Genomic DNA, 15,936 nt, shown 5'->3' with positions numbered 1-15,936 from the left:
ATTTCTGCTCTTAAACTTTTTACTTTGGACTATATAAAATATTTAATTCTTGTCCAAGAAATTATTTCTTAATAAATGTTAAGTAAAGAACAGGTGTGACATAAAGAGTTAATATTTGTGAGAAAAGAAGGCCTCCAACAATAACAAGGCCCAGCCCTGTGCGCATTTCGGCGCCTTCTCCAAAACCTATTGCTATAGGAATTGCTCCCATAACAGCTGCAACAGTTGTCATCATAATAGGTCGCAGACGTACAAGAGAGGCTTCATAAATAGCATCTACAGAAGAGCGCCCTTGCTTTTCAGCAGCTATTGCATAATCTACCATCATGATACCATTTTTCTTTACCACTCCAATGAGCAATAAAAAACCAACGGCACTAAATATTGAGATAGGCTCATTAAAGAAAAAGAGAGTAAAAATTCCACCTAGCGTTGCAAATGGAATAGAAGACAAAATAGTCAATGGATGAATAAAGCTTTCATACAAAATTGCAAGTACTACATACATTACAATAAATGCTGCTAAAAGCAATAAAAGCGTGTTTTTTGTCGTAGAAGCAATCGTTTTTGCACTTCCTGAAAGGGATGCATTAATGTGCTCTGGAAGCGAATTAGAAGCAACATCCATCACAAGCTGAAGCCCTTTATCTACAGGAATGTTTTCAGCAAGAGAGAAATGAATAGTTTGAGTTGGCAATTGATCATAATGTGCTAAGGATACAGGAGCAAGCTTCTCCTCCCAAGTAGCTATAGACTTAAGGGGAATCAAATTTCCATTAGAGGATGTAAGGGATAAATAATTAGGTGCTTTGGGATGATTTTGAAAACCAGAAAGAAGATCGAGATAGATTTTCTCTTTATGTGTATTTTGAGAAATAGAGCCGATAGATCCATGTCCATAGGCACTTTGCAATATATTTTGAATCTGTCTTCTACTAATTCCCAACTTATCTGCAAGCCTTTCATTGACATGCATGACTAATGTGGTAGACTCTTGCTTCAAAGAACTATAGGCAAATGCAATCTCTGGATAGCTTTGTAGCTTTTCTGTTAATTTGGCAGTTGCAAGATCCACTTGCGAAAATTCCGATCCTCGTACCAAAAGCTTATATTGACCTTTCTTGCCAAAATCCAAGTCCAAATTAATCAAGTGATAAGGTTGAATAAAGGTTTGAATACCAGGAACTTGATCAAATGATTGCTGCATCTTTGTTATCAATTGTTCTTGTGGAGGACGCTTAGAAAGATGCTCTAAGCGCACAATAAAAAGTAGATTATTCTCAAAATTTACACTCAAAAAGTGATCTATATGGGGATGTGTTAATACAAGTGATTCCAATTGCTTTTGTTGCTCTTTTTGCTCTTTGGGTGGCATTCCGGAGGGAAGTTGGGCAAATACAAAGAAGAATCCACGATCTTCTGGAGGTATCAGATTAACTGGTAATTTGGTAAATAAAAAAATAGCTGCTCCAGAACATAAAAAAATGCTAAATAGCACTGTTTTACGATAAGATAAACAAGACTTAAGAGTTTTACCATATAAGCTTGTAAGCTTTGTGTTAAAATTTGAGGATGTTTTATGAAAAGAGCTCTCTTTTTTCTTTTTAGATAAAAATCGGCTACACAGCATAGGAGTGCAAGTGAGGGATATAAAACCAGAGATTAAAATAGCAATAGCCAGTGTTAAGCTAAACTCTCGAAAAAGACGGCCATTCATTCCTGGCATAAAAAGTAGTGGAATAAAGACCGCAACAAGAGCAAGCGTCATCGAAAGAACTGTAAAACAGATCTGCTTACTGCCTTGCAAGCTTGCATCTAGTGCAGAGCATCCCTCATCTTGATGCCTTACAATGTTTTCTAAAACAACAATGGCATCATCTACAATAAAACCAACAGATAGCGTAAGAGCCAAAAGAGAGAGAAGATCAAGACTAAAGTCTAAAAGATACATGACGATAAATGTTGCTATAAGAGAAAGGGGCAAAGATAGCGATGTGATAAGAGATTCTGAAAATCTACCTAAGCTAAGATAAATCACAATGGCTACAAGAATGAGTGCAAATAATAAAGACCACTGTACATCAAAAAGAGAGTCTTCAATCCAAACTGCTTTATCAAACCACACATCAAGGCTCATTGAAGAGGGAATTTCTTTTTTTAATTCTTGAAGGATCTCATGCACCCGCTTAGAGACTAAAACTGTGTTTGCATTACTAAATTTTTGTATCCCAAGACCAAAAGCTGTAGAGCTCAGCTCTTTTGAAACTAGGTGAAATTCTTCCTCATCATCATTTTTATCAGAGATCACACCAATCTCTTTAAGGCGCACGCCAGAGTCTCCTATAAGAATTTCTTCAAAATCTTTTGCAGCATGAATCGTTGTTGGCCATTCGATTGAAAGCTTTTTACTACTTGTTTGAATATTTCCAAGAGGAACCACCTTGATTTTTTCTTGAATTGCATGAATTGCATCATCAAAAGAAACTTGCCGAGCTCTCATTAGTTCTGGGTTTAGGTGAACATGAATAGACTTTTCTGCTCCAAAAAGTTGAATTTGGGCAACACCTTCTAATCGCATCAAGCGAGGAATAATGTAAGCATCTGAGTAGCTACGCAATTCATTAACGCTTGCATGATTACTCGTCAAAACAAGCCACATGATTGCTTCTTGGCTATTTTCTTGTAGATGATAGGCAGGCCTTGGATTAAGCTCTTGAGGCAAAAACTCTGCAGCTCGATTTAAAGCTGCTTGCACATCGCGTATAGCCTCGTCCATATTTTTAGAAAGGTCAAAAGTCAAAGAAATCATAGAATTACCAAGAGAGCTATTAGACTTCATCTCTTGAACATCTTTGACATGCGTAAGCTCTTTTTCTAAAGGCCTTGTAACTTCATTGAGAACGATTTCAGAATTGGCTCCTGTATACCCAGCTGTTATAGTAATTTGAGGATGCTCAATAGCAGGTAAATCACTTACTGGCAACTTAAAAAAAGCAAATAATCCTGCGCACAAAATCGTTAAAATAAGAATCGATGTCATTACAGGTCTTTGAATAAAGGGACGAGATAAATTCATGATTTAATTTCAACCCTCGATCCAGGAGCAAGGCGCAAATGGCCATCTGTTATAATTCGATCTTCTAATTCAATACCCTCTAAAACAACTTGGTTATTTTCATATTCATCACCCAGAATTAATTGACGAGAAGCAATGCTCATATCTTCTTGAACAAGATAGACATAAGGGCCCTGTTGATTATAACGAATGGCTTTTTGAGGAACTAACATAGCATCTTTTGCAATAAAAATAGGGATACATACATGAACATGCTGCCCTGGAAGAAGCAGTGATTCCTTATTTTCTATATTACCCCTAACCAATAATAAACCTTTCTTAGCATCAAAGTGATGATCTAAAAAAGTAAGAGTACCCTTTAGAACAAGATTTAAGTCAAAAAGTGGTTGAACTTCGATTTCAGATGAGGCTTTTGATAGTATTTGAAACTCTTTTTCCGTAACCAAAAATTCAACAGTAAGATTGCGAGTATTTGAAATCGTTGTTAATGGCTCTACCTGAGAATGAGCAACAAGCATTCCTGGATGTGCATCTATCTTTCCAACTTGCCCCTCAATATGCGATTTAAGTGTGCAACGCTCCAATTCGATGAGAGCAGACTCTAGCCTAGCTTCATCTAATTCAATAACATTATTAGCTCTTTCTACATTCGCCTCAAGCTCATCCCATTCTGACTGTGCGATCATATTTTTTTCAGAAAGCGTTTTAAAGCGCGCAAGTTTCTTTTCACAAGCTCGCAATTGCGTCTGGTCCATAGCAAGCTGCGCCCTTGCCTCTTTAACCTTTGTTCCACTCAATTTTGTATTAATTCTAAATAATGGAGTCTCTTTTGTCACCCACTCACCTTCTGCAACTAGAATCTCTTCTAAAATACCGCTAGCTTCAGGACGCAAGTCTACAGATGCCGAAGGAATCAATGTTCCAACTGTTTCCAAATAGGTAGGAACATCTTGAATGACCACTTTAGTTGTAATAACAGGAATTAAAGTGCTGTGCTCTTCAAGATGATTCACATCTTTTGAACAGCTAGTCATCAAGAGAATCAAGGCTGTAAAGAAAAAAATGATCAATTGCATTGTGCCCCCGAATAATGAGTAAGTGTTCCTGTTGCATAAGCAAGATTTGCAATGCTTAAGAGCCATTTTGTTTTAGTATCACTATATTTGATACGCGCTGCAGCAAGCTGCATTTGAGCATTAGACACTTCTGCGATTTTCTCTTCTCCAAGGCTATATTTTTCCACAACAATTTCGTAAGCATTTTGAGAGTTTTCTAAATTGCTACTGGCATCTGGAAGCATTTTTTCTGCAGATTCAAGTGATTTACTATATGTAAGCACCTCTAAGGCAATATCTAGCTGGACTTGAGCAAGCTCTTCTTGAGTAAGTTTTGTATCAGCATAAGCGATGCGATTCTTATATATCGTCTCAAAGCCATTGAAAAGTGGCATCTCTAAATTGAGAGCGACTTGATATTGACCACCACTTGCTTGGTCATGAAAAGCATGGTTAAGACCTCCTCTTCCAGACAAGAAGACTTTTGGACCAAATGATGCACTCACCTTATTGAGATTATAGTAAGATTCATAGAGTTGGGAGCGCTTTGCAAGTAAATCAGCGCGCTTTTTGTTTGCAAGGCAAATAAGTGCTGCAATATGATTGCCTTGAGGGTATTGTACAGGATTTAGCATTGCAAGTTGCAAACATGTATTGGCGGATAATCCAAGGCTTGCAGCAAGTTTTCCTTTCTGTATTTCTAAAAGACCAAGTTTTTCAGATAACTCCATCTTCATCTGTGCAAACATCGCTTTGGTTGTATAAACATCAGAAATAGGCTTAAGCCCTACGCGATATAATTCTTCTGTAGTCATCGATAGCTTTTTTGCATCTTCAAAAGAAGCAAATGTTGCCTGGAATACTTCTTGAGCATGTAAAGTTGCATAAGCTGCAACTAATGCATCTACCATTACTTTTTGAATAGCCCAGTCTACATGCCATTGAGCTGCTATTAGAGCCATTTTAGAAGCTTTCACCTTGTTTGTGCGCTCTTCACTATCGTAGAGCAATAGTGAAAGCACAAGATCTGCTCCAGTAATTGTATAATTAGTATTTGGTCCATTGATGAATTGAAAATCTCTGCCATGTTCTACAAAGGCTTCTACTCCAACATAAGGATAATAAGCACTTTTTGCATCTCCAACAACAGATGCTGCTCGCTGAGCTTTCCACCATACTTGCTTTGTTAAGGGATGGTGCGAAAGAGCAATATCGACAATTTCACTGAGAGTCAAAGGATGATCAAACTCTTCTGCTTTCAATGTGCCAAAAAAAAGACATACTATAATCAAAAACTGTATAAAGAATTTAATGACTGACATATGTTTCCACTATGAATGCCCAAAAAGCATACACAGAAAACATTTTAAATACAACTAAATATTTACAGATTACTAAAAATATTCGCCAAAATATTCTCGATAATTTACACTGATGATTAAAGAAATCGAGAAAAACATGGATTTTTTGCCAAGACATCTATTCTCCGCGCATTCTATCTGCTTAAGGTTATCCTTTTGCTTGGGCAAGACAAACAGGAAAAAGTACACTACTTCGCTATCTATTTCCTAATAGACTTCTTACATAATTAGCTTTGCTTAGAAAAATTGCAATTTTTTGAGTAGATTTATTGATAAATTTTTCAAGCATATGTGAACATATGGTTGAAAAATTTAACGATAAAGATGTCAAAAAAGACAATTTTAACAAGCAAATGTAATTACGCAAGAAGTCTATTACTCTGATGTTGGACAGATAAGGAAAAGTATATGCGAACAAGTTCAAGAATTGGTTTTTGACAAAAAAAAACTTGTTAAGTAGTATGGTGTTTTCGATGAGTTACAAATCATAAGGACAGGTAACTATGAGCAATAAAGAAAAAGCTAGCAAGCCTCTTAAAAGAAATGAAAAGCAACAACTTGAGAGCGCCCACTTAAAAAAAACTAGCGGTGGAAAGAAAGATACTAAAGAGCCTGCGCATCACCTCTACCATTCTTCTACAACAGCTAGAGGAAAATAGGGTCTTGATAGATAAACTACCAGTGAATGGTAAGAAAGTACTTGTTCGAGTGGATTTTAATGTTCCCTTAAATGAACAAGGAAAGATCGCTGATGACACGCGCATTGTTGCAGCCATTCCTACAATAGAATATCTTCTTAAATCAGGCGCTATGGTTATTCTTATGAGTCATTTGGGGCGCCCCAAAGGTAAAAAAGTTTCTGAATATTCACTTGCCCTCTGTGCAAAGCGTTTGTCTGAACTTTTAAGAAGAAAAGTGCAAATGGCTCCGGACTGCATTGGGAGTGAAGTAAAGTCTATGGTAAAAAATCTTTTGCCAGGGGATGTTTTACTTCTAGAAAATTTGCGCTTTCATGCTGCTGAAGAGGATCCTGATAAAGATCCTGGATTTGCAAAAGAGCTCGCATCCCTTGCGGACTTTTATGTCAATGATGCATTTGGAGCAGCTCACAGGTCTCATTCTTCGATTACTACCATCGCGCAGTATTTTGAAGGAAGAAAAGCACCTGGGCTGTTATTACAAAAGGAAATCCAGTTTTTAGGAGATGCTCTTTTAAATCCTAAAAGACCTTTTTACGCGATTATAGGAGGTGCAAAAATCTCTTCTAAGTTGGGGGTTTTACACTCACTTTTAAATAAGGTAGACGCTCTCTTTATTGGTGGTGGGATGAGTTACACGTTTTTAAAGGCGATGGGAATACCCATTGGTAATTCTATTTGTGAAAACGCCCTTTTAGGTGAAGCTAGGAATATTATAAGTAAAGCAAAAGAAAAAAATATTCGTTTAGAATTACCTGTAGATATTATTGCTTCAACTGAATACTCCAAAGATGCCCCATTTCAAGTTTTTGATTCCAAAAAAGGTGTTCCTGATGGCTTTGAGGGAATGGATATAGGTCCAGAAACCTCTAAAAAATGGGCTGTTTTGTTGCAGGATGCACGTACTTTGTTTTGGAATGGTCCTGTAGGCGTTGCAGAGTTTGAAAGGTTTGCTAATGGAACAAAGAATATTGCACAAGCTATGGCCTTGGCAAATGCAGTTACGATTGTTGGTGGAGGAGACTCTGTTGCTGCCTTGAGAGATCTTAATGTAATAGACAAAATGAGTCATGTGTCCACAGGAGGCGGTGCTTCTTTAGAATACATTGAATTTGGAAAGCTTCCAGGAGTTGAAGTTTTTAAACTATAGACAAATAAATCTGATTTAATGTAGAATAAATGCAAGAATCTTTAAACTTTTACTTCCAAGTAAAACATTTAGAGTAAATTAATCTTTAGATTAAAACCTTTAGAGTTAAGTCAAGGCCTGTGAGTTTGTGAATGAACACAATCTGTAGAGAGACAGTCGTAACGATATCACTCAAAGAGATAGTGCCTTTTCTATTTTTTCTTTTAAATTTTTTATTAGTTTTTAGCAAGCAGTTCTTTGCACTTTCTTTATCTTTTCAGGAAAAGGGAGTTATAACCTTCGCGACATACTCAACAAAAGGCTTTTCATGACGCAGTCATCACAATCACCTTTTGGAACGTGGCGCACGTATTTGTGGCCCATTCATAGCAGTGAATTGTCTAAGTTTCTTCCTTTAATCTTGATGGCTTTCTTTATCTCTTTTAATTACAATATTTTAAGAAATTTAAAAGACTCCCTTGTAGTGACCGCTGAGTCATCAGGAGCAGAAGTTATTCCCTTTATTAAAGTTTGGGTACTTCTTCCAATGGCTCTTTTAATGACTTTTTTGTTTACTCGTCTTGTCAATAAATATCCAAGAGAAAAAGTGTTTTATATTTTGATCACAATCTTTTTGGGCTTTTTCTTCTTGTTTACTTTTGTCCTTTATCCTGCACGTAGTTATCTGCATCCCCATGCAGCAGCCGATCTTCTTCAAAATATATTACCAGAGGGTCTTAAAGGGTTTGTAGCCATGTTTCGTTACTGGACGTTTACGGGTTTTTATGTGCTTGCAGAGCTTTGGGGTAATATTATTCTTTCTGTGCTTTTCTGGGGATTTGCAAATGAAGTTACAAAAGTTGTCGAAGCTAAGCGCTTTTATGGGTTAATTGGTATTGGTTGCAATTTTTCAGGCGTTGCGGCGGGGCAGATTTCTATCTTGATATCGCCTACTGTATTTAACACGTCTATTCCATTTGGCAATGATGCTTGGGAACAATCTCTCATGATGTCAACAATTGCCGTTCTTTTGTCTGGTGTCATTATTGTGGCTGTATTTCGTTGGCTCAACAAAAATGTGATTAGCCATCAAGAAAACTTAGAAAGGGCTGCTATTAAGTTATCAAAGCAAAAAGAAGAGCCAAAAGTTAAGCTTTCTATGAGACAAAATTTTGCTTATCTTGCACAGTCTCGCTACCTGATAGGGATTGCTATGGTCGTCTTGTGCTACAACCTTGTCATCAATCTGACAGAGGTTGTCTGGAAAGCTCAAGTGAAAGAGCTTTATCCTAACACAAACGATTATTATACCTATATGAGTCAGATTTCGACGATTACAGGGATTATTGCAACGCTTACAGCACTCTTTATTTCAGGAAACTCTTTGCGTAAATGTGGATGGACCTTTACAGCTCTTATCCCCCCCGTTATTTTATTAGTTACAAGTGTTGGCTTCTTTTCTTTTCTGCTTTTCAAGTTTCAGCTTGCAGGTATTGTGGCACTCATAGGTACAACGCCGCTTGCAATGGCTGTGTTGTTTGGATCGGCGCAAAATTGTTTAAGTCGAGCGTCTAAATACACCTTATTTGATGCAACAAAAGAACTTTCATTTATTCCGCTAGATCGCGAGTCCAAGCTAAAAGGCAAGGCCGCAATTGATGGGGTGGGTTCTCGTCTTGGTAAGTCTGGTGGCTCTATTGTCTACCAAGGTTTACTTGTTGTGTTTGGCACGCTGTCTGCAACAACTCCTTATGTTGCAGGGATTTTAATGGGGGCAATTGGTGTTTGGATACTTGCTGTAAAATCTCTTGGTAAGAGGTTCACAGAGCTTGTAGGACATCATGAGTCGCTGCATATTGCTCATGGAGAGCAGGTTCAAGTGTCAACAGAGCCTATACCGGAAGAAGCTGTGGCTGCTGCTGCTGCAGAGACTCCAGCATCACCCATTACTGCTTAAACGACGTAAAAACTTAGGTATTTTCAGGATCAAACTGGTAAATTGCCGATGCGGTAGAGAAGTTCTGCAAAGGTAAAGACTCCCAAGAGAATGAGTCCCAAGAAAAAAGCTGGTGGAAAGACTACGTTGAGAATAAGCCCTAAGAGAAGAGCAAGCTGTACAACGGTCGTTACTTTTCCAAAGAGTGTTGCTCTACATCGAAATGTATCCCAAGTCCCATTCAATTTGATATAAGCCCAAAAGAGAAAGAGGAATAAGTCTCTTGCAAAGATTGCAACGAGGGCCCACCAAGTTAATTGGTGTTCCAAAAGTAGCATGCCAGATGCAAATGCAACGAAGAATCTATCGGATATAGGATCTAAAAGCGTGCCAAAGCGAGTGACAGTTTGTCTGCTTCTTGCAAGAAAACCATCGAGATAGTCTGTTGTAAGTGCCAAAGCGATGGCTATAACTCTTATAGTTACATTATCAAAGAGGAAGAGAAAGGCAAGAGGAAGACGCGAAGCTGAAAGAATATTAGGTAGATTCCACATGATAAGACGCTTGGCTGAGTGGTTTATTGCGATGTCACGCGTTTTGTTTTATTGTACCAGATGATACCGGCTAAAGTAACAAGTACAATAGCAATTGCGCTAATAAAAGCAATATCATAAGTTTTAATATATTCCCAGATGGGCTCGTAATGCTGACCAAAAGTATATGCTAAGTAAAATGCTGATGTTGTAGAGCAAAGGGCTGCAACGCCATCGATAAGCAAAAATTTAGGAAAAGACATGTGCCCCATGCCGGCGCTGATAAAGAGACAATTTCTTACACCAAATGGGACAAATCGCCCTACAAGAAATGCAAAGAAGCCCCATTTTTCATAGAATTTGTGCATTTTATCAATGCGCTCTTGTTTTACAACTTTTGAAATCCATCTCATCGTAAGTAAGCGAGGTCCAAGTAGTCTGCCCGTCCAATAAGCAATCCAGTCTGATAGAAAAGCGCCTGCAAAGACGGCAATCCAAAGTTTGAGGGCGTGTTCTGGTATGACAGCGCTTGCAAGCCAGCCACTTGTTACAAGCATGAGATCTTCACTAATGGGCAGATTAAACCCTGCAAGAATAAGAGAGATAAAAATGATCCAATAAGCGTGGTGTGGGTATTGATAAATAAACCCAATGATAATGATGTCAATTCCCATGAAAATTTCCTTATGAATTCTTGGAGAATTGTATCATTTTGTTTTAGAAAAAAGCAAGGAATCTGTCAGTTCCTTAGAAATGCCCATAGTTCTTGTTGGATAAGCAAATTCTGCATGGTGCGCTGCAACAATATTTGAAACCTCTAAAAGAATTTTTTGTTTAATAGGGATGACATCATCTTTTTTTGTTGCAAATATGCATGCCCAGATCACAATTTCAAGGGATGAGTCTGCAAGTTTATCAAAATAGACGCGAATAGGCTGGTTTTTGTCAATGGAGCCCTCTTGGTTAAGAAATTGTTTAATATTTTCGATGATAGGCAGTAGGGAATGGATGTCATCATAGCGAATACCAATGCGCTCATCGATGTTCCAGTGACTCATTCTAGATAAGTTAGTAAGCAAAATGGTAGAAAAAAGAGAGTTGGGTACATAGATAGGTTGTTTATCAACACCTCTAATGGAAGTATAGTACCAACTGATTGTTTCGACAGTGCCCTCTATCGGTTTATCGCTCGATTTGATTAAGTCTCCAACAACAAAGGGTCTTGTTAGATAGAGCATGAGCCCGCCAAAAAAGTTTGCAAACACATCTTTTCCTGCAAATCCGATGGAAAAACCACTAATACCACCGATTGCAATGAGAGTTTGAATATTGAATCCCAGCGCTTCTAAGCTGAATAGGGTTGCTAAAAGGATAATGAAAAGAGATATGAGCTTTCCAAGTATATCGACTTTAACTTTGTCTGGAGCATGATCATCTGTTCTGGATAAAAGATGAGTTTGGATACTTTTTTTCCAGCGAAGAAGAAACCAGGTAACACAAAAAACAATGAGAAAAGTACGTAAATGATCGACTGGAAAGGTAGACTCTTTATCGATATGGCAGATAAGGGTACTTAATACGATAGAGCCTGCAAACACCCAAAGTATGAGAATTAAAGGGATATAAAGCGCATGAAATAAAAGGATTTGCCACGATTTTTTTTGATGCGAGGAGGATATGATAAATTTTTTAAAAAGAAGGTTTAAAATAAAATGTAATATGGTAAAGATAAGTAAAACGACAAGGACTTTGAAGGCCCAGGGCAATTCACTGTGGATCTTTGTTATGAGAGAGTTAAAAGACATATGATTGGTGAGGTAAATATGTATCAAAGAATGCTTATAATCTTTCTTTTTCTATTTATGCAAGAATCTTTGTTTGCAGAGGCTCCTTTGCAACAAACAAAGGGTGTTTTAGAAAAATTATTAGAAGGTAATGTGCGTTATATCAACCAAAAGTTAGAGCTTTGTTTGAATACAGCAACGAGTAGAGAAGGCTCTTCTAGTAAACAAAAACCCATTGCAGCTATTGTATGTTGTTCTGACTCCAGAGTTCCTCCAGAAATTATTTTTGATCAAGCCATAGGGTCTTTGTTTGTTACAAGACTTGCTGGAAACTTGGTGGATAATTTCTCTTATGGCAGCCTTGAATACGCTGTAAAGAACTTGGGCGTTTCATTCATCATGGTGCTCGGGCATGAGCGTTGCGGCGTTATGGAGACTTTTTTAAAGACTTTAAAAGAAAAGCAGTATTTAGAAGGGCATATCGAAGAGCTTGTCTTGGCAGTTTATCCTGCCATACAGGATGTTAAGGATATTAATAATTACACAGTTGATGACCTTGTAAAGAAAAATGTCCTTCATATCGTTCATGCATTAAAAGAAACAGCTCCCATTTTATCAGAAAAATATGCAGGTGGGCAGTTAGAGATTGTTGGTGCTTTTTACGATCTTAGCACCGGTAAAGTTTCTGTTTTAAAATAAGTTTTATTTTTTAGGTTAACTTACTCATGTTATGCTTTCGTGGAGAGCGACTTCCGCTAATTTTTAAATTAATTTTTAATGTTATGTATTGTAATCAAAAATTAATTTATTATTTATTAATAATTGTTTATATATAATTAACTTTTATTCCATCAATCTTTATGTAATTTTTATATTATTATTGTTTAATTAATAGTATAGTTTTTTAAATAATAAATAATTTTAAAAATAGGTTGTTAGATGGAAATTTCTCGTTATTTAGTAGAGTTTCAGCAGGGTAAGAAAGATTATTGTGAGAGCATTGCTGATCTTCTTTTATGGACTTCGAGGTCCGCATTTGGTGGCTATAATGTACGCATAATTGAATCCAAAGCAAATTGGAATGAAAATGTAATAGAAAAACGCGTGCATATTCTAAATAAAGTGGCTTTAGGTTTAATTGCGATTATTTCTTCTGTTTTTACATTGATAGGTCTTGCATGTGCTTATACATCAACATCACATGAGCACAAGTTTAGAGAGCTTATTCTCGCCAAAGAGAACAAGCCTAAGCACGACAAGGAAGAGCCAAAGCCAGTTGTAAATCCTGCAGCTGAAGCAGAGCCTGTATCAGTCATAAATCCTGCAGTTGAAGTAGATCCTGTGCCAGTTGATGTCGTTAATGTAGGTGCTTTAATTGATAGTGTAGAAGAGCTTTCTGGACTTTCTGATGGAGACGAAGGTGATGATAATGAAATATTTGATGGTAGCCTACCTCGGGTAGAGGAACGGGGAAGTAGTGTGCTAGTTGTTAGTCCGCCTCAAGTAGAGGAACCACGAGTTGCTGATAGATTACCAGTAGACCCAAATGGCGCAGAGAGTGCTGTTTTTCATGAAGAAGGTACTTTTCTAGACAAAGCTGCAGGGGGAGTTTTTAAGGTAGCTGACCGGGTTTTCTCTGCTATTGGAAATGTAGTAACAACGGGTGTTAACCTTTTTGGTAATGTCTTTGCAGGAAGAACCCATCCTTGGTTGCAGCAGCTTCACAGTTTTCCTTTGATCGCAGTACAAAAAAAAGATAAAGAAGGCTCTTTTCCTGCTTGCCAGACACTCTTAGATAGAAGTGTTATAGATCTTTTGGAACCATTAAAGCGTTTAGAACTTGTTGATCCTAATACAATGCAAGCAATACATAAGAGTTTTTTGACTAGTTTAAGAGATATTCTCAATAGTCAAGTATTCAAAGACGAGTTAGAAAAGAAGAAGTCAGGAGCATCTTATGATCTTGCTTTAGATCATGTTTTGGAGCTTTGTTATGTTCGCTTTAGAAATACACATATGCATTCATTTTACTTTGAGCTAATGCGAGAAGTAATTATGGATGGAAGGTCTGAGTTGCACAAGAATAGTCCTGTAAGATTTGGTGTGCCAAATGCATATAATGTATGGCATGATCTTACCCTTAAACAACAATTTGAAGCAATTGATGAGGCAATACTTGGCGGGTATGGGGTTAGTAGGGCCGCAGTTGGTATAGGCAAAGCAGAGGGTGCAATAGGTATGCTTTTCGATCCTCATGCAGAAGATAATATTCCCTCTCATTGGTATACAATCGAGGAAGGCTTTATTAATTGCGAGCATGCTATTCATTGCTTACGCTTTGGAACACCTACGATTGATGGTCTTCGAAGTACAGAAGTTAACCCTGAGTTTAGAGGGTACTTAGAGTCTCTTCGTGCAAAGAATGAAAAGCATCTTTATGTTAGTTTGCAGCAGTATGGAAAAAACAATGCTGATGGAAAACGCAATCAATGCATTATTGATTTGCAAAAAGAATTTCCAGATTTTGCTGTGGTTGTATTGGCTCAAGATTCAAAGTTTTATAAACAAGAAGATAAGTGGAGTCAGGAAAATTTAGCCTCTCAAAGTTTTATTAATGACTTTAAAGAACAGTTAATGGATTCAACTGGAGCATCTGGTTTTTATTTTCCAGAGGATTGGCGTGCAAGCGCTGAGAATAGGGTTCGGTTTGAAACAATGCTTGGAGGTACATTAGAGCGTGTACATAAGGTGATGTTTAATGATAAAATAGAGCTTTCTAGAGAAGAGAGAAAAGATTTTATCGAAACTTTTTATGCATTTCTCACATTAGAACTCTTGAAAACTTCTCAGCCACATTCTTTTAATATGTCTTGTAAAGATGCAATTGATAGAGCGGGCAAGTGTAATGCATTACTTTATGCGCTACTTTCATCTTTGTCTGAAGATAGGGATACAGTTAAAAAAGAGAGAACAGCAATGATTCATGGACCTGCGTGGATGGTAAAAAAACAGGCCATGGTGGGTGACAGAAGAGAGCGTTTGCTATCCGCAATTGCAAGGTTAGATGAGCAAAGAGAAGAGATTCAATGGGAACTTGATGGAGAGTATGTGGATCCTGGGATTAATTTATCTACAAAGATCTGGAAAAACCCAAACTTGACTATTCACAGTGATAAGAAAGATGTTAGAAGAGGGTTAAGTGTTCCTGCAGCTTAGTAGAAAAATTACAGCTCTTTGAAGATTTTCTTTGATCGATACATAAAGAGTCGCTATAGTGCGCGTTTGATGTTTAACTGCGGGTTATCATGAGACTTTCACACGAATCTATCTTTTCTTCTTCTATTCGCTCCTTTTGCATTGCATTCTTTGCATTGCTGGGCATTTGTTTAAGTTTGATGATTGTGATTCTCTTTTTGGGGGGTGTTTTAGGATCTGGAAAAAAGGGTATCGTATCCAATTATACGTACGAAATTTTGCCAGACGCTAATTTTCAAAGAGAGTTATTGAGTTTTCACTCTCCTGTTATCCTTCAAATCGATATTCATGGTGTAATTGGGTTGGAGGAGTTAACAGCAGAATCCATAAGAAGTCAGCTTGTAGAGTCAAATGAGGGTATCATTCAAGGAGGACGTGTCAAGGCGATTTTATTGAATATTAATTCTCCTGGCGGTGTTGTCTTTGATGCGGATGCGATTTACCAAACGCTTATGGAATACAAAAAATTACATAAAATTCCTATCTATGCCTATGTTGATGGTCTTTGTGCCTCTGGTGGACTATATATTGCATCTGCTGCTGATAAAATCTATGCATCAGATATCAGTGTCATTGGCTCTGTTGGTGTAATTTCTCAATTTTTTAACGTGTCGGAGTTGCTGAATAAGGTAGGCGTCAAGGCTTTATCTCTTACAGAAGGCAAAGACAAAGATGCTATGAACCCATTTCGTCCTTGGGGGCCATCTGAAGATGAGAATTATAAGGAGCTGGATCGCTATTTTTATAACAGATTTGTTGACATTGTCGTAAAAGCGCGCACTCGCATTTCAAAGAATATACTCATCGAAGAATATGGTGCTAAGGTGTTTCCAGCCCCTCTTGCATTAGAGCATGGTTTTATCGACGTTGCAGGAGCTAGTTGGACAGATGCGATAAAAGCACTTGCAGAAGTAGCTCACATTTCACCAGATAGTCCGTATCAGATTATGCGATTAAAGCATGACAGGTGGCTAGGAGACTTGTTTAGTGCTCAAAGTTTTATAGCCCCAAAAACATGCATACATAAATTAGAGCTTCCACAAGGGTGTGATGTAAGGCTTGCAAATAAATCCCTCTATCTTTACCAGCCATAAGGCTTTTTCTAGAAA

12 protein-coding genes are annotated in these 15,936 nt (G+C 37.5%); 6 read left to right on the top strand and 6 right to left on the bottom strand.

The genetic code is table 11. The features are described 5' to 3' along the window. Positions 1–61: 61 nt before the first annotated feature. Genes P4L16_01590 through P4L16_01580 form a run of 3 tightly spaced genes read right to left on the bottom strand, consistent with a single transcriptional unit; the run spans position 62 to position 5,453 of the window. Entirely contained in the window at positions 62–3,076 is a 3,015-nt protein-coding gene (locus P4L16_01590; protein MDR3623812.1) for an efflux RND transporter permease subunit, read from the bottom strand. Next, a complete protein-coding gene (locus P4L16_01585) occupies positions 3,073–4,152 on the bottom strand; it encodes an efflux RND transporter periplasmic adaptor subunit (protein ID MDR3623811.1) in 1,080 nt (359 codons plus the stop codon). Before P4L16_01585 ends, P4L16_01590 begins: the two co-directional genes overlap by 4 nt. Continuing rightward, on the bottom strand, positions 4,143–5,453 hold the full coding sequence (locus P4L16_01580) for a TolC family protein (GenBank protein MDR3623810.1): 1,311 nt from the start codon (positions 5,451–5,453) through the stop codon (positions 4,143–4,145). The genes P4L16_01585 and P4L16_01580 overlap by 10 nt, the downstream gene beginning before the upstream one ends. Before the next feature lie 542 nt (positions 5,454–5,995). Between P4L16_01580 and P4L16_01575 the strand changes: the two genes are divergently transcribed. The 3 genes from P4L16_01575 to P4L16_01565 all read left to right on the top strand — a co-directional run bounded on the left by P4L16_01575 (position 5,996) and on the right by P4L16_01565 (position 9,276). Next, a complete protein-coding gene (locus P4L16_01575; GenBank protein MDR3623809.1) occupies positions 5,996–6,151 on the top strand; it encodes a hypothetical protein in 156 nt (51 codons plus the stop codon). Positions 6,152–6,155: 4 nt separating this feature from the next. After that, entirely contained in the window at positions 6,156–7,340 is a 1,185-nt protein-coding gene (locus P4L16_01570; GenBank protein MDR3623808.1) for a phosphoglycerate kinase, read from the top strand. Positions 7,341–7,647: 307 nt separating this feature from the next. Next, positions 7,648–9,276: an Npt1/Npt2 family nucleotide transporter gene (locus P4L16_01565; GenBank protein ID MDR3623807.1), complete on the top strand. Its 1,629-nt coding sequence runs from the start codon at positions 7,648–7,650 to the stop codon at positions 9,274–9,276. Positions 9,277–9,305: 29 nt separating this feature from the next. Here the strand turns inward: P4L16_01565 and P4L16_01560 are convergent, their stop codons facing one another. From P4L16_01560 to P4L16_01550, 3 genes are read right to left on the bottom strand one after another with little or no spacing between them, the layout of a single operon-like run. Then, complete coding sequence (locus P4L16_01560) at positions 9,306–9,809, bottom strand: CDP-alcohol phosphatidyltransferase family protein (GenBank protein ID MDR3623806.1); 504 nt, start codon at positions 9,807–9,809, stop codon at positions 9,306–9,308. 23 nt (positions 9,810–9,832) lie between these two features. Beyond that, entirely contained in the window at positions 9,833–10,462 is a 630-nt protein-coding gene (locus P4L16_01555; GenBank protein MDR3623805.1) for a DedA family protein, read from the bottom strand. 33 nt (positions 10,463–10,495) lie between these two features. Continuing rightward, the gene (locus P4L16_01550) at positions 10,496–11,593 is read right to left on the bottom strand and encodes a mechanosensitive ion channel family protein (GenBank protein ID MDR3623804.1); all 1,098 of its coding nucleotides are present in this window, start codon (positions 11,591–11,593) and stop codon (positions 10,496–10,498) included. An 18-nt stretch (positions 11,594–11,611) separates the two neighbouring features. Between P4L16_01550 and P4L16_01545 the strand changes: the two genes are divergently transcribed. From P4L16_01545 to P4L16_01535, 3 genes are all read left to right on the top strand, one after another. Further along, complete coding sequence (locus tag P4L16_01545) at positions 11,612–12,271, top strand: carbonic anhydrase (protein MDR3623803.1); 660 nt, start codon at positions 11,612–11,614, stop codon at positions 12,269–12,271. A gap of 240 nt (positions 12,272–12,511) precedes the next feature. Beyond that, positions 12,512–14,788 carry a hypothetical protein gene (locus tag P4L16_01540; protein ID MDR3623802.1) on the top strand — a complete coding sequence of 759 codons (2,277 nt, stop codon included), beginning with the start codon at positions 12,512–12,514 and terminating at the stop codon, positions 14,786–14,788. An 89-nt stretch (positions 14,789–14,877) separates the two neighbouring features. Next, positions 14,878–15,921: a S49 family peptidase gene (locus P4L16_01535; GenBank protein MDR3623801.1), complete on the top strand. Its 1,044-nt coding sequence runs from the start codon at positions 14,878–14,880 to the stop codon at positions 15,919–15,921. The last annotated feature ends 15 nt before the right edge of the window (positions 15,922–15,936 follow it).

The sequence above is a fragment of the Chlamydiales bacterium genome (genome assembly GCA_031292375.1).
In the GTDB taxonomy this organism is placed as follows: Bacteria; Chlamydiota; Chlamydiia; order Chlamydiales; family VFKH01; genus JARLHF01.
This window is presented reverse-complemented; position numbering and strand designations above follow the sequence as displayed.

What these genes read in the sequence shown, in the direction of transcription:
- P4L16_01560 (MDR3623806.1), bottom strand. Translation starts at nt 9,809, where the DNA reads ATGTGGAATCTACCTAATATTCTTTCAGCTTCGCGTCTTCCTCTTGCC.
- P4L16_01545 (MDR3623803.1), top strand. Translation starts at nt 11,612, where the DNA reads ATGTATCAAAGAATGCTTATAATCTTTCTTTTTCTATTTATGCAAGAA.
- P4L16_01540 (MDR3623802.1), top strand. Translation starts at nt 12,512, where the DNA reads ATGGAAATTTCTCGTTATTTAGTAGAGTTTCAGCAGGGTAAGAAAGAT.
- P4L16_01590 (MDR3623812.1), bottom strand. Translation starts at nt 3,076, where the DNA reads ATGAATTTATCTCGTCCCTTTATTCAAAGACCTGTAATGACATCGATT.
- P4L16_01535 (MDR3623801.1), top strand. Translation starts at nt 14,878, where the DNA reads ATGAGACTTTCACACGAATCTATCTTTTCTTCTTCTATTCGCTCCTTT.
- P4L16_01555 (MDR3623805.1), bottom strand. Translation starts at nt 10,462, where the DNA reads ATGGGAATTGACATCATTATCATTGGGTTTATTTATCAATACCCACAC.
- P4L16_01575 (MDR3623809.1), top strand. Translation starts at nt 5,996, where the DNA reads ATGAGCAATAAAGAAAAAGCTAGCAAGCCTCTTAAAAGAAATGAAAAG.
- P4L16_01565 (MDR3623807.1), top strand. Translation starts at nt 7,648, where the DNA reads ATGACGCAGTCATCACAATCACCTTTTGGAACGTGGCGCACGTATTTG.
- P4L16_01585 (MDR3623811.1), bottom strand. Translation starts at nt 4,152, where the DNA reads ATGCAATTGATCATTTTTTTCTTTACAGCCTTGATTCTCTTGATGACT.
- P4L16_01580 (MDR3623810.1), bottom strand. Translation starts at nt 5,453, where the DNA reads ATGTCAGTCATTAAATTCTTTATACAGTTTTTGATTATAGTATGTCTT.
- P4L16_01550 (MDR3623804.1), bottom strand. Translation starts at nt 11,593, where the DNA reads ATGTCTTTTAACTCTCTCATAACAAAGATCCACAGTGAATTGCCCTGG.